This window comes from Sphingobacterium sp. UBA5789 (assembly GCF_002418355.1).
Classification (GTDB): Bacteria; Bacteroidota; Bacteroidia; order Sphingobacteriales; family Sphingobacteriaceae; genus Sphingobacterium.
Genome location: NZ_DIDX01000007.1, coordinates 450 through 15,283 on the forward strand (window position 1 = coordinate 450; position 14,834 = coordinate 15,283).

General features: G+C 42.6%; 9 protein-coding genes. 1 reads left to right on the plus strand and 8 read right to left on the minus strand.

Annotated features, from left to right (window positions below):
- From B4B65_RS17400 to B4B65_RS17435, 8 genes are all read right to left on the minus strand, one after another.
- A partial coding sequence (locus tag B4B65_RS17400) for an MBG domain-containing protein (protein ID WP_293917335.1) occupies positions 1 to 5,855 on the minus strand: 5,855 nt, incomplete at its 3' end.
- A gap of 389 nt (positions 5,856 to 6,244) precedes the next feature.
- Positions 6,245 to 7,615 (minus strand): sensor histidine kinase, encoded by a 1,371-nt coding sequence (locus B4B65_RS17405; protein ID WP_293917337.1) that lies wholly within the window; start codon positions 7,613 to 7,615, stop codon positions 6,245 to 6,247.
- Positions 7,615 to 8,295 carry a response regulator transcription factor gene (locus tag B4B65_RS17410; RefSeq protein ID WP_293917340.1) on the minus strand — a complete coding sequence of 227 codons (681 nt, stop codon included), beginning with the start codon at positions 8,293 to 8,295 and terminating at the stop codon, positions 7,615 to 7,617. Before B4B65_RS17410 ends, B4B65_RS17405 begins: the two co-directional genes overlap by 1 nt.
- A gap of 150 nt (positions 8,296 to 8,445) precedes the next feature.
- Positions 8,446 to 9,717 carry an adenosylmethionine--8-amino-7-oxononanoate transaminase gene (gene bioA / locus B4B65_RS17415; RefSeq protein ID WP_293917342.1) on the minus strand — a complete coding sequence of 424 codons (1,272 nt, stop codon included), beginning with the start codon at positions 9,715 to 9,717 and terminating at the stop codon, positions 8,446 to 8,448.
- Positions 9,702 to 10,694, minus strand: coding sequence for a biotin synthase BioB (gene bioB / locus B4B65_RS17420; RefSeq protein ID WP_293917345.1), 993 nt, complete (start codon positions 10,692 to 10,694; stop codon positions 9,702 to 9,704). Before bioB ends, bioA begins: the two co-directional genes overlap by 16 nt.
- Before the next feature lie 25 nt (positions 10,695 to 10,719).
- Positions 10,720 to 11,370 carry a dethiobiotin synthase gene (bioD, locus tag B4B65_RS17425; protein ID WP_293917348.1) on the minus strand — a complete coding sequence of 217 codons (651 nt, stop codon included), beginning with the start codon at positions 11,368 to 11,370 and terminating at the stop codon, positions 10,720 to 10,722.
- Between the two features lie 39 nt (positions 11,371 to 11,409).
- Positions 11,410 to 12,522 carry an aminotransferase class I/II-fold pyridoxal phosphate-dependent enzyme gene (locus tag B4B65_RS17430; RefSeq protein WP_293917350.1) on the minus strand — a complete coding sequence of 371 codons (1,113 nt, stop codon included), beginning with the start codon at positions 12,520 to 12,522 and terminating at the stop codon, positions 11,410 to 11,412.
- On the minus strand, positions 12,512 to 13,123 hold the full coding sequence (locus tag B4B65_RS17435) for a hypothetical protein (protein WP_236582028.1): 612 nt from the start codon (positions 13,121 to 13,123) through the stop codon (positions 12,512 to 12,514). The genes B4B65_RS17430 and B4B65_RS17435 overlap by 11 nt, the downstream gene beginning before the upstream one ends.
- Before the next feature lie 69 nt (positions 13,124 to 13,192).
- Here B4B65_RS17435 and B4B65_RS17440 point away from each other — a divergent pair, with 69 nt between their 5' ends.
- On the plus strand, positions 13,193 to 14,680 hold the full coding sequence (locus B4B65_RS17440; RefSeq protein ID WP_293917354.1) for a PLP-dependent aminotransferase family protein: 1,488 nt from the start codon (positions 13,193 to 13,195) through the stop codon (positions 14,678 to 14,680).
- Positions 14,681 to 14,834 lie beyond the last annotated feature (154 nt).

Consider the following 14,834-nt stretch of genomic DNA (forward strand, 5'->3'; position numbering starts at 1 on the left):
AATTTAGCTCCATCTTCATTGCGAACACGAAGTTCACGGGTAACCGCATCAGCTGCGATATAGTTCGCGTCTCCTGCCTGCTCTGCACGGATAAGGGCAAGACCTACTCCCCTCACGGTCACCTCCTGATTACCTGTAACTTCAGCAACTAAGGTATTGTCACTGTAGATAAGGATCGGCAGCGGACTGTTGCTGGTAATATCAAGTGTCAATTGACCCGCATCGCGGTACACCGCAGGGATTTCTTTGAAGCTAATCACCTGTTTGACTTTATTGATCTTCAGTGTAGCCTGCAGAGAGAGGTTATTATAATTGATACCTCCGTCTATATTAGCCGTAACCGGATAGCTGCCGGCAGCTGTCTGATTATTACCGGTGTAACTCACGGTTGTACCTGAAGGAAGGGTACCTGTTATAAGAATAGATTTAGAACTGCCATCGTAAGTGAAGCTGGCATCGCTTAACGTGATACCTGTAACAGTTGCCTTCGTAATGGTAAGATTGGCTCCTGTATAGGTAATTGTGTAGTTGGAAGCGGTCAGATCATTATTGCTGATCGCATACGTTCCTACATTCTCTCCGGTAGCACGTTTCAATGTTCCAGTCACTACAGTAGCTGCATCATTGTTGACCATACCTGTCACTTTATAGGTCAGAGCAGGATCTGCTGTTCCAAACACCTTAGTTTTCGCATCAGCGGCAACCGTTAAGTTGGCTTTAGTAATCGTAAGACTACCATCCAGATAGGTAATGGCGTAATTTGCGGAAGTATATCCTCCCGGTGTGATGAAATAGCTACCCACATTTTTGGCCCCAATTGCCGTACCGGAATAACTTAATACCCCCTGCAGGTTTTGTTCATTTTCTCCATTTACAAAACCATTATAGCTTACGCCATTACCAGTCGAATAACTTTGCGCATCGTACACTTTATTAAAATTGTTGGCAGTAATGGTTAATGCCTTTTGTGCAACATTTATATTAAAACTTACGGGGGTTGCCGCAGCGTGGTTCACATCACCCGGTTGGCTGGCTGTAATGGTTGCTGCACCAGCTGACAAAATTTGTACTTGCCCCGAGGCATTTACAGCAGCAACTGCCGGATTACTGCTCACATAGCTGACGATTAGCCCCGAAGAAGAAATTGCCGAAGCATTAACGGCTGCACTGCCATAGGTTAATTGCAAATTAGCGCCTGGTGCCTGACTGTTGAACGTAATAACATTTGCCCCGGACTGTACAATGCTCAGCGTACCATTTTTATAGTCGAAATCGTAATTTCCAGAAGACAGTCCACCCGGCGCAATCGAATAAGTACCTGTATTAACTGCAGCCTGAGCAGTACCGCCGTAGGCTAAGTTGCCCCCTAATGCTGCCGGTGAATCGCCATTTACAAAACCATTAAAACTAACTCCGTTTCCACCAACATAAGCAACGCCATCATAGGTTTTACTGAAATCGTTTGCCGTCACTGAAAGCCTTTTCTTTGCTACCTGTAAGGTAAAACTGACAGGTGTTGCCACACCATAATTGTTATCACCCTCCTGATTTGCTGTAATGATTGCCGTTCCCGTACCCAAAATACTCACCTGACCGGTAGCACTCACCGTAGCTACAGCAGTATTGCTGCTTTGGTAGCTGGCAGGCAAACCGCTACTGGCATTGGCTGAAGCATTCAGATCAGCATCTCCATAAGTTTTATTTAAGATACTGCCTGCTGTTTGAGCATTGAATGTTAATGTATTTACACTATTTAGTGAGATGGTTAATTGTCCGCTTACGAAATTAAGTGCATAATTAGCAGAGGTCAATCCACCAGGTACAATGGTATAATTACCTGTATTGACAGCTCCCTGTCCGGTACCCGTGTAAGCCAGTTTACCTGCAAGTACTGTTTGGTCTTCGCCCAGAGCAAAAGTACTGAAGCTTATTCCATTACCACCATAATAAGCAGCACCATCGTACACTTTACTGAAATTGTTGGCGGTAACTGTTAGTGCTTTTGGCGTAATGGCAGCAGTGACATTTGAGAGATCGCTAATATTTGCTACTTTATAATTCCCTGCTTGTGCTCCTGTTAAGATTAGATTTCCTATTGGGAGAGTAATCGTTTTTGCCGTTCCAACATCTTTGGTATCGTATTGAACTGTAGCCGAGCTTAGGCTTAATTGTACATCATCGCTATTGACCACATCGCCATTGGCCAGCATCAGGTCTATAGCCTGCACCGTTCCAGCCGTACCCGCATCGTACACTTTGGTAAACACGGCACCAGGCTTGAAACTAACCGTAACCGGTTTTTGGCTAATGGTTAAGCCGAATATTGCATCTGGAGCAGGGCTAAAAGCACCATTACCTGCCTGACTTGCGGTAATATTTACCGTACCTGCTTTTTTGATATTCAGTTTCCACTTGTTGGCATCTGCTGCATCCTGAAAAGCTTCGGCAATGCTGTTATCTGCCGAGACATAGCTTACCGCTAAACCAGAACTTGCTGTGGCTCCGGGTTCAAAATCAGCATCGCCATAGGTTTTTGAAACATTAGCGGCTGTAATGGTTTGTGGCTGGGTTTGCAGTTCATAAGCACCTAAGTCGATATTACTACCCATTAAGCGAGCATTACCATCTAAATCTTTGGTATTGGCATTTAAACCCACAAATAATGTTTGGTCGCCTGCATTGGCCAAAGCGCTTCCTATTTTAGGCCTGTAATCTCCACCAATAGATAAAGCAGGTGAGAGCGGAGCTACAAATAGGTCTGCAGCAGTTCCGTTAAACGTAATTAGCCCTGCACCATTGGCACCATGTACTAAGCTATTTCGGTAAACTGGCACATCAGCCCCCGAGCTGTTTACAACGCCTGAGTTATTACCAAAGACCACCGTGTTTTGCAGTTGTGGCAACGAAGTGTTTGTATTATAAATTGCGCCATTCACATTGGCCTGATTTCCACTAATGGTAACATTGGTTAAAACTGGCGACGAGTTGTTGTTATAAATGGCGGCACCATAATTAGCCAAGTTACCGCTGAACAATACATTATTGAGGACAGCAACTGCTCCTGAGCCGTTAAATATAGCACCTCCGTTTACATCAGTACTGTTTCCTGTAAAGATGACATTATTTAATGTGGTTGTTTTATTACCAAAAATGGCTAAACCGCCGCCTCCGCCAAATACGCCTTTTGAAGAATTATTACTAATGGTGACATCGGTAAATTGTACTTCCGAAGAAACATTAACAATGGCACCACCAAACCTGCCACCTGTTACCAAATTTCCCACAAAACTACAATCGGTAATTATTGGATTTGAATTGACGTTATACATCGCTCCTGCACCTTCATCGCCCCAGCCCTGACCTGCAATGTTAGCGCTTTTATTATTTAAGAACTTGCTTTTAGAAATGGTTGGTGCCGCTATGATGGCTCCATTAGGCGTGTTTATATAGATAGCCCCTCCCAAACCAGTTTGCACATGGTTGTTTTCAAAAACACAATTGGTAATTGTAGGGCTTGATGCGGTAATGTTCATGCCTCCACCTTGGGTTTTGAATATGTTTAAAGTGTTTACTGTCAAAATGCCACTACTACCACTGCCGCCTCTCACTACAAAACCATTTAGCTCGGCGGTACCTACATCACCTGCGGAAAGCAATACATGATATGTGTTTTCGCCATTGCCTGAAAAACTGAGCGTTGCTCCTGCGCCTGTAACCACATCGTCATTATTAAAATCACCACTTAAAATACTCTGATTAGCTGCAATGGACAGATCTCTTTGCTGTAATGTAGTTTCGATACCTGCAAAGCCACCATATAGTTGTACATCTTTCACCAATAGAAAGGTATTATCCCGGGTTTTATCCGTACCAAAGTTTGCCCCGTCTTCAGGGCTGTATAAGGGTAGGTATTTCCCACCAGCTACCCAGATCTGCTTTACCTTACCAGGCGTAACCGCATTTAAGGTTTTGGCCATCACCAATGCATCGGCCAGTTCTGAGACGGCATTTGCCCAGCTACCGCCAAGGCCGTTACTTCCTTTTTTGACATAGAGTATGCCATTTGCATCTGGTTTGAGCACTTTAACAGTAATCTGAAACTGTTGAGAAGTACCTGCGCAACTTGTTGCACCCGGACTATAGGTTCGGAAAGCATAATCATAACTTGGAAACGACTGATAGCCAGCATTGGCATATACTTGTCCATCAGGATAGGGATTGGAAGTGGAACCTGCAATACAGTTGAGGTTATTCGTACCTGTAAACACCAGGTAATAAGTGTTGCCGGGAGTAACAGAAACCGGAGACCAAAAAACATTAACCCAAGAACTTGGAGAAGAAGCTGCCGTACCGGTGGCCAGCTGCACGCCACCGGCATTAGGCAATTTATCCCATAAGGAAATGGTTATACTTCCATTATCTCCAGTTGCATTCAAAAAAATACTCGCTCCCATAAGCGAATTGGTTACAGGCTTAAAAGATTGGGCCAGGTTGGATTGTGAAATACTTGCAGTACAATTACTTGCTATCGATTGGTCAATATCGAGTATACCTTCTGTTAATTTTGGCGTAACGGTAAGCGTTGCCGTTATCGGTTCATTAGTGGCATTTACTGTTGTAAAGGCGGGGATGTTCCCTGTTCCATTGGATGCAAGGCCTATAGCTGGGGTATTATTGGTCCAATCGTAGCTTACATACCCTCCGGTAGTAGGACTGCTGAAATTTACAGCTGCAGTATTGGTGCCGGCATATACGCTTTGGTCTGCCGGTGGTACAACAACTGGCGTTGGGCTAACGGTATAAGTAAAGGCTTGGGTTGCCGGACTGGCACAAGACATATCATAAGTAATGATGATTTGACCATCGCCATCCTGAAAACCTTGTGTATGTTGTACCAAAATAGCCTGCGGATTGGTATAACTACTGCCACCACCGCCACTACCATAAGCTGCACCACCCCCGCCATAGTAACCGCCCCCACCACCGCCGGCAGCAGTACCGAATAAGATTCCTGCATTACCACCAAGTCCAAGTTGACCTGCAGTTGCAGCAACGTTGCCTACTTGAGTACTTTGGCCAGTTCCTGGTGCACCGCCTTGTGTTTGATTCCCCCCTTGTCCTACCGATATACCTGTTAGGCTCCCGCATTGATTCCCTGTTCCACCCGTTAGTTCGCCACCAGCTCCGCCAGGTTCGGCAGTATTGCTACAATTATTACCAGCACCACCACCACCGCCAGCAACGATAATTCTATTTGTTAATGCCGTTCCTCCTATACGAATATCTGAAGCACCGCCACCATTAGGTTGTGCAATACTGTCACCACCGCTTCCACCACCATTATAACCGTTGCTACCACCAACCATTACGTAAATTGTTTGGCCAGGTGTAACCGGATAGTCAGCTGTAACTCTTCCACCTTTGCCTCCCAAATCATCAGGCTTCGTACCTGGCTGGTTATAGATGGCACTTGCGCCTTGCGCACCTCTTGCGTCTATTTTAATATTGGTTACCCCCGCTGGCACCACAAATGTTTGCACCGCCCCGGTATAACTAAAAGTTTGAACGGTTTCCAACTTTGGTGTAACTGTTATATTCGCCGTTAGCAGTCCTGTTCCGGTGTTTACCGCGTTAAAAGCGGGGATATTACCTCTTCCACTAGCGGCAAGGCCTATTGCCGGATTGGAATTTGTCCAACTGTATACCACATTAGCCGTACTGCTGGTAAAATTAACCGGAGCAGTGGTCGTTCCATTACAGACCTGCTTATTTTGTGGCTGGTCCATTTGCGGACATTGGCCAAAACTCAGGCGGGTGATAATAAGGAACAGTGAAAAAAGTAATTGTCTCTTCATAAGACACAAGAGTGTTTTATTCATTATAGTATTTCTTGATATCAGGTAATTTTAGACTAAAATCATTACCTAATTTCTGCAAATGAAAATGATTCTATAATGTATTTAAGCGGACAAAAAACGGACAATTGCTATTTGCAAAAAGAAGGAGTATCTAAGTAAACCAGACATTTTTTAACACATATTCTTCGCTCCTTAAAAAGGAGAGGTAATAAGTTTTTAAGATTATCTGGTTTGCGTCAGTTAGCGTCCCCTCCAACTGTTTGTTATAACTTTTCTCTCTTTCCAAAGGAGAGATGCCCGAAGGGCAGAGAGGTAGATATTACAAGTTCGAAACCTCTCCCTAACCCTCTCCTTAAAAAGGAGAGGGAATAAGTTTTGCAGTTAAATTAATTCAGTACAGGCAATGTAACCGTAAATGTTGTTCCGGCATGAGGAGAAGAAATGACGGTAATATCTCCTTTGTGAAGTGAAATAATCTTTTTGGTAAGCGGGAGTCCTATTCCGTTACCATCAGCAAACATTTTATTCTGCCCTCTAAAAAATGGGGTAAAAATATGTTGCAGCTCTTCTTCCTGGATACCAATACCCTGATCAGAAAAACGTAATGTCATGATGGCTTTTGTAAAGGAAACAATCAGCCGGCACTGTTTATCATCTGAAAACTTACAGCCGTTTTCAAACAAATTCGCAAATGCGACCGTCAGCAGGTAACTATTGCCTTTAACAGATATTTGTTTATCACTTTCAAACTCCTGTTCAAAGTGAATAGATAGTCTATAATTCTTATTTGCCTTTTGTACCTGCAACTGTGCATCCAGCAAAATTTCATCCACACGTACGGGTTTAAAAGATATTTCTACAGGATCATAAGTAGCTTTTGCAAAATCCAGAAGGCTGGTAGCCAGTCGACCTAGTTTTTTGGCATCGTTCAAAGTATTACGAATCACTTCCCGATATTCAGCTACACTTCTTTCACGGGAGGTAGACAACTCTAGTTCAGCAGTTATCGCAGCAAGTGGGGTACGAAGTTCATGAGCAACATTTGATACAAACTGTTTTTGCGCATCAAATGAATTTTCAAGTCTGTTCAACAGATCATTAAATGTCTCCGCCAGTTGTGTTAGTTCATCTTTGGAATGCCCTATATCTAATCTCATATGCAGACTGGTTGTAGATATTTGACGAGCCCTTTCTGTCATTTCTTGTACAGGAGCAAATGCTCTCCGTGAAAAGAACCGACCTGCTCCATAAATAAAAAGGATAGAGACTACAAAAACAACAATACTAACCCATAGCATATTAGCCAGTTTATTATAACCATACTGGTCATAGGCTGCAGCCGTAATTATATAAGTTTGTCCTTTGTATGTATGTCTTATACCTATTACCTGCCAGTCATTAAGATAAAATTGTTCTTCACCTTTATGATAAATCCGGTCAATCATTGAAAGGTCTTCTTTCACGACATCTATATCTACCGCATCATGATATAAAAGATGGAAATCACGTGTATAGATAGCCACCTCTACCTCATTGATTATCTTACGGTTATTATGATAAATATTTTGTAAAACTTTAACATCTACTCCTGCTTCAAAAAATAAATTAGCCTTTGTAACAGCTTCTTTTTTTAACAGATCATAAAATTCTTTTTGACGGTTTTGTTTAGCAGAAAAATACAAGACAGCCCCAAAAATCAGTAATATTGCAGCCGTGATAAACGTAAATAACAGGGTTAATCTTGCTCTTGCTCCCATCAGGCCTTTCTTAAGATAAATCCCATTCCGGGTTTAGTATGAATCAGTTTATGATCGAAATCCCTATCTATTTTCTTACGGAGGTAATTAATATATACATCTATAAAATTGGTACCTGTATCAAAATGCGTTTCCCATACATGTTCAGCTATATCTGACCGGGAGAGCACTTTTTCAGGATGACTTAAAAAATACTGAAGCAAGTTAAATTCTTTGGGTGTAAGTTCGATTTCCAGACCATCCCTCTTTACCATTTTTGTATTGAGATTCATTTCAAGATCATGATATCTCAGCACGAAAGATGCTACACTGGCAGACTGATCCTTACGTTTCAACAAAGCACGTAAACGAGCGATCAACTCCCTCATTTCAAAAGGCTTGACCAGATAATCATCTGCTCCGGCATCAAATCCTTCAACTTTATTATCAGTGGTACCCAATGCTGTCAGCATAATAACAGGAAGATCCGGTTTCAACTGACGCACCTCTTTACACACGTCCAATCCATCCATCTTTGGCAATACAATATCCGTAATAATAAGGCTAAAATCATGCTGCAAGGCTAATTTCCTGCCAGACATTCCATCATAAGCAATCATCGTCTGAAATCCCTGTTCCTGGACAGCACGCTCAATCAGCTGTGCTACTCTGAGATCATCTTCAATAATAAGAATATCCATACTTGAATGTTTTCAACATCAAATTTCGGCATTATTCTTAAGATAGACCAATAAAGTTGATATCCAAACAAATATTAGAAGCGATATTCAAAAAAAAACGTCTCATATTTTCCTGAATATCACAGCCACACTTTCATAAATACTTATCTCTTATAAAGAGTCTAAGGCCTCCAATATCGTTTCATAGATATAAGCCAGATCTTCATCTGTTATGCAATATGGAGGAACCAGATAAATAATATTCCCCAAAGGACGAAGCAGAATCCCTTTATTTAGAAAATAAGGATATAGTTTTTCGTGCATATCGCTGAAATAGGAAGTTTCTTCTCCTGTTCTCCATTCTAACGCCAGAATAGTTCCCTGCTGTCTGACAACTGCCACCCGAGGGTGGGATTTTAATTCCATAGCAAAGCGTTCATGCTGCAATACTATCCGTTGAATATTCTCCAGCGTATGCGCTTGCAACAGAAGTTCCATACTTGCTAAAGCCGCAGTACAGGCCAGAGGACTGGCTGTAAAAGAATGACCATGAAAAAGAGCCTTTTTCTTATCATCAGAATAAAATGCTTCATATATCGCATCTGAACAGGTCGTCACACCTAAAGGCATAGTCCCTCCGGTCAGCCCTTTAGAGAAACACATGACATCGGGATATGCAGACAGATAATCCGCCGCAAACAGACGCCCTGTACGACCAAAACCTACAAATATTTCATCCTGTATCAGCAATATACCTTTGCTACGGCAATAATCCATCAGCATACTCAAATCCTCCGGCCGATGCATTAACATTCCTGCGGCTCCCTGCACAAGCGGTTCATAGACAAAACAAGCCAGCTCGTCTGTATACTGATCTATAATGCCAAACAGTACGTTTATATTTGCTTGAGTGGGAACATCAATAAAGATAACCTCAAAGAGCATATCTGCAAAGGGAGCTGTCCATACTCCCCTTCCGCTAACAGACATAGCTCCAAATGTATCTCCATGATACGAATTCTTAAAAGCCAGTATCTTAGATCTTTTCCGATCTTGATTGTAGTGATACTGTATACACATTTTGAGTGCAACTTCTATTGCAGTAGAGCCATTATCCGTATAAAACACTTTCTGCTGAGTGGACGGAAGTAGCCTGAGCAGATTTTCAGAAAGTCTGATCGCTGGTTCATGCGTAAATCCGGCAAATATCACTTGCTCTAGTGTAAGTAACTGCTCAGCAACACACTCAGCAATATAAGGATGAGCATGCCCGTGCAACGTCACCCACCAGGAAGAAACAGCATCAATATAACGATTGCCTTTATCGTCGTAAAGATATGCTCCGTTTCCACGGACAATGGGTATAGCGTCTTCTACACCTTTCATCTGCGTATACGGATGCCAGTTAACCTTTCTGTCACGCTCTTTTAATGTACCTGACATGAGCTTTCGCTTTTTTTGTTTTCCATAGGTTTCAGTCCCAGATTCCGGAACATCTGCATATCCTCGGATACTCCCGGATTGGGCGTTACAAGCAAGGTTTCGCGTTCTCCTGTAAAAATAGAATTGGCACCCGCCATAAAACACCATGCTTGCTCCGTCTCTGTCATCTCGATACGTCCTGCGCTAAGGCGCACAACGGATGCCGGCATTACAATACGGGCTGTAGCAATCATACGTACCATATCCCATATATCAACTTTAGGATTATGTTCTAATGGTGTTCCTTTAACCCTTGCCAATGCATTGACTGGAACAGATTCAGGATGCTTTGGCATAGTAGCCAATGTCAGTAACATAGAAATACGATCTTTATGGGTTTCTCCAAGGCCTATAATCCCCCCCGAACAAACAGTAATACCTGCTTTACGCACATGGTTGATTGTATTGATACGGTTATCAAACTTACGTGTCGAGATAATCTCCTCATAATACTGCTCTGAAGTATCCAGATTATGATTGTAAGCATGCAAACCTGCGTCCCTTAACCGGACAGCCTGCTCTTCAGTCAACATACCCAGTGTACAACAGACCTCAAGCCCCAAGTCATTTACACCCTTTACCATATCGATAACCCGGTCAAAATCACGGTTATCTCGAACTTCTCTCCACGCAGCAGCCATACAAAAGCGGGTAGAACCTGAATCTTTGGCTTTCTGTGCATGAGCAATAACGGTCTCCGTCGGCAACAAAGCTTGTACCTTGATATCTGTATGGTATCGGGCAGCCTGACCGCAATAGGAACAATCTTCAGGACAGCCTCCGGTTTTGACAGATAATAAGGTACATACCTGCACTTCTGATGCACGGTGCCATTCTCTGTGCACAGTAGCTGCACGATAGACCAATTCCAGCAACGGCTGATCGTAAATTTCCTGAATCTCTTCTTTCGTCCAGTTGGTTCTGATTGCTGTATTCATAATTCTTCTAATAAATTTGTATTTTTTAATATTTCGGTGGTACGGTATATCTATTGTATTTGATCTGTTCAACCAGATCCCGACACACGCTGTCCAGCTCCTGAGAATTTAAAGACTGGAGGTCCGGTATACGCAAAATGGCTGTTGATGAATCTACTGCTTTACGGATAATCCTTTCGCTATGTGGATTGAATGACCCGTTGAGTATAAGATAACGAAGTGGAATATCATGCTGCCGGAGCGCTGCGATAGAAAGCAAACTGTGATTGATACAACCGAGGTAATCCCTGATAACAAGTGCAGCCGGAATGGATAATTTTGAAATCAGATCAATAATAAACGCTTCCTCATTGACCGGAACAAACAACCCGCCTGCACCTTCTACCACCAATGACCGGGGAGTAACCGGAAGTTTGAAATCTTTTAATGTTATCTGTAAATTTTCAGCAACAGCAGATTCATGAGGAGAAGCAGCTAATTTTAGCTTAAAACGCTCGGGGTGAATAACAGTATTGCGGCCAGTCAGTTCACGCACCAGCATGCTGTCTGAATGATGGAGGTCACCGGACTGTATAGGTTTCCAATAATCGGCATCCCATAATCTAACCAATACAGCTGAGCAAATAGTCTTACCTATACCCGTTCCGATTCCACTAATAAAAATCTGTTGCTTCATTCTGAAAATGCTCTTTTATTTAAATTGCTCAGTATTATCTTATAGTACACTATTAATTTCTGCGGTCAGCGCATCTATCTCTTCTTCCGTATTATACTGATGCAGACAGATACGCAGACGCTCCTGCCCTTCCCTTACGGTAGGACTATAAATAGCATAGACCTGTAGTCCGTTCTTCTGGAGCTGTTGCTGCAGATGGATCAAGACTTCATGCTGCGGAATGATAACAGCCTGAACATGACTCAGCGGATCTGAAGCGGAAGAAATCTTCTTCTGCCTGAAATAAGCTATACGTCTTTTCAATTGAGCTGAAAGTTCAGAATGTTCATTCAAAAACGCATACCCCAATCGTATATGACGAGCAAACAGATCCGGACATGCAGTACTATAGATAAAGGCAGATGCAAAATTGACAAGGTAAGATTTGAGCAACTCCTCCCCTAATACAGCTGCACCATGTGCTCCTAAAGCCTTTCCATAGGTAATCACCGTTGCAAATACGTGCTTCTGTAAACCATAATGGTGTACCAGACCATATCCAAAGACACCAAATGCGTGTGCCTCGTCTACAATAAGCGCAGCATTGTATCGTCGGGTCAACACAACAAGCTCATTCAAAGAAGCAAAATCACCATCCATGGAGTATAAACTCTCCACCACTACGTAAACCTGACCGCTGGCTCTCCGCAGCTTATCCTCCAGGCTATTCAGATCGTTATGTCTGAATTTCCATTTTTGGGCTGCAGATAAAGCCGCTCCGTCATGCACGGATCTATGAATCAGTTCGTCCATAATAATGGTATCTCCCCGACCAGGTAAAGCAGACAGTAGCGCCAGATTGGCCATATAACCGGAGGCAAACAACAGACTTGCCGGATATCCGTGAAATACAGCAATTTCCTGTTCTGCACGCATTTTCTCAACAGAATTACCGCTGATCAGCCTGGATCCTGTAGCGCCTCCGAGAATTGACGGATCAGCATGTATCTCTTCTGACAGTTGTTTATGAAATGCAGGATTCCGAGCCAAACCCAGATAATCATTGGAAAAAAAATCAATTCCCTGCTCTGGAATCTTTAAACTCCTTAGATTACCCTTATCTGCTCTTAACTCCAGCTTATCGTTCAGAAGTTGCGAAAGATTATTTATCATGCTTTACTTCCAGCGCTATCGCTGTTACCCATTCTTCGAATAATTGCTGTTCCATATCCTGTATCTTCTTTGCATGTACTTCCCAGTCGGACGCAAAGACTTCGAGCTGATGGATCATCTCTTCCAGATGCCCCTCTTCTTCCAGAATAATAGATTTGACCATGACCTTACTCTTCGATGCATCCAATACCTGTTGATAGATAGGATATAAGTCATCTGCACGTACTTCAATAGCATAGGTTACAAACAAATAAGCCGCATACTTGAGTTCATTATCCCTTAAATCAAATGTATTTTTAAGATAGCGACAGGCATGTATATCCAATTGCTGCAAATAATGACGTGTACAGGCTGAAGCAATAAGCTCATCAGTCCTGTATGTATTACAGGTATCAACATTGGTCTTCGCAATTTGTTTTTTGAGGTAATAGGCATGCCGATGCTCTTCAGCGGCATGTTTTAGTTGTATCAGATTTACATCTGTTGTATGTTCACAGGCAGATATTTTTCGCGCTCCTGCATTTTCCATAAAGGAAAGCGTATTCAGCCATTTAGCATGAAGCATATCATTATCCACAATGTGTTGAAGTAGATTGTACATATCGATCTCTTTAATTTGGGTCAAATGTAGTATCTTGCCGGACATTAAATATGTACCAGTTTTTATATTATGGCTAGTCCGGTTAGTGTTCCATACCAAAGTTTTATTGAAATTGATCGAAATTTAGAGACTTCTGTATACTTACAGATCAGCAATCAGCTGATAAATGCTATACAAAGAGGTTTTCTGACATCGGGAACCAAACTACCCGGCACAAGGACTTTAGCGACGTTACTACACATACACAGGAACACCATAGTAGCTGCTTACGACGAATTACATGCACAAGGCTGGGTAGAAATGCGCCCTAATCAAGGCACATTTGTACTGACTAAATCCGATGATAAACCTCAGAAAATCCGGTCTGCCCAACAAAACCAACTTGCCGTATATCCTTCTTCTACAGGATATTCATTCCGGAAATCGATGTTGCTGGATAACCCGTTCGAACATTCAGCCTGTGAATATGTCTTTAATGACGGTATACCCGATATACGGCTTACACAGATAGATCATCTTTCCAGTTTATACAGTGCTAACCTGAAACGTAAGAGCAACCGTAAAAAATTAGGGTATTACAACCATGACGGAAGCGAATACTTCAAAAAGAATTTATCCAATTACCTCAATCTGTCCCGTGGTCTGCATATTTCAAAAGATAATATCCTGATCACACGCAGCACAGAAATGAGTGTGTACATTGCTTCTGAAATCCTGTTATCTGCTGGAGAAATCGTATTAGTGGGCGAGATGAGTTATTTTTCGGTCAATATGATCTTTCAGAAATCCGGAGCACATATTATGTCTGTCCCTATAGACGAAGAAGGTATAGATGTGGATGCTGTCAGGGAAATATGTGAACGACAACGGGTGCGCATGTTATATATCACGCCGCACCACCACTACCCCACGACAGTCACCCTGAGTGCAGAGCGTCGTATCCAATTGCTGCATTTAGCCTCTCAATTTGGATTTATTATACTGGAAGACGATTATGACTATGACTTTCACTACGACAAAGCTCCGGTACTTCCCTTAGCGAGTGCTGATACAAATGGCATGGTAGTCTATATCGGTTCTTTTGGTAAATCTCTGGCACCGGGATTCCGGACAGGTTTTATTGTTGCTCCGCAAAACCTGATGACTGAAATGCGAAAACATCTGGGCATTATTGACCGGCAAGGGGATATAATGATGGAGCAGGTACTTGGTGAAATGATAGAAGAAGGAGATATTCATCGCTACCTCAAAAAATCACTTAAAGTATATCAGGAACGCAGAGATTATTTCACCTCTCTTCTGGAAGAACGGCTGCATGAATATCTGGATTTCAGAAAACCTTCAGGAGGACTTGCGGTATGGGCAACCTGGAAACAACCGATCAATCTACTGCAATTAAGCCGTTCCTGTGCCAGAAACAATCTTTTTATCCCGCGCACTTTACTATACCAAAATGCATCACTTACAGCCACCCGATTAGGGTTCGGGCATTTTACTACAACAGAAATGGAAGAGAGTATATCCATACTTCATGACGCTGTCATATCTCTACAATAAAACTTGCCAAGTTTGACCGGACTACTTCTCTCCTTTCTCAGGAGAGATGCCCGCAGGGCAGAGAGGTTTGAAGCCTATAAGATAAAACGAACCAACAAAACGCGTTTGTCGGTGTCCTCACCGGTAACTGTAGAGGCACAAGCAACATGCTTGC

Bases quoted from the DNA above. Each gene is read 5' to 3' on its own strand.
- bioB (WP_293917345.1), bottom strand. From the start codon at position 10,694: ATGAATACAGCAATCAGAACCAACTGGACGAAAGAAGAGATTCAGGAA.
- B4B65_RS17410 (WP_293917340.1), bottom strand. From the start codon at position 8,295: ATGGATATTCTTATTATTGAAGATGATCTCAGAGTAGCACAGCTGATT.
- B4B65_RS17435 (WP_236582028.1), bottom strand. From the start codon at position 13,123: ATGTACAATCTACTTCAACACATTGTGGATAATGATATGCTTCATGCT.
- B4B65_RS17430 (WP_293917350.1), bottom strand. From the start codon at position 12,522: ATGATAAATAATCTTTCGCAACTTCTGAACGATAAGCTGGAGTTAAGA.
- B4B65_RS17440 (WP_293917354.1), top strand. From the start codon at position 13,193: ATGGCTAGTCCGGTTAGTGTTCCATACCAAAGTTTTATTGAAATTGAT.
- bioA (WP_293917342.1), bottom strand. From the start codon at position 9,717: ATGTCAGGTACATTAAAAGAGCGTGACAGAAAGGTTAACTGGCATCCG.
- bioD (WP_293917348.1), bottom strand. From the start codon at position 11,370: ATGAAGCAACAGATTTTTATTAGTGGAATCGGAACGGGTATAGGTAAG.
- B4B65_RS17405 (WP_293917337.1), bottom strand. From the start codon at position 7,615: ATGGGAGCAAGAGCAAGATTAACCCTGTTATTTACGTTTATCACGGCT.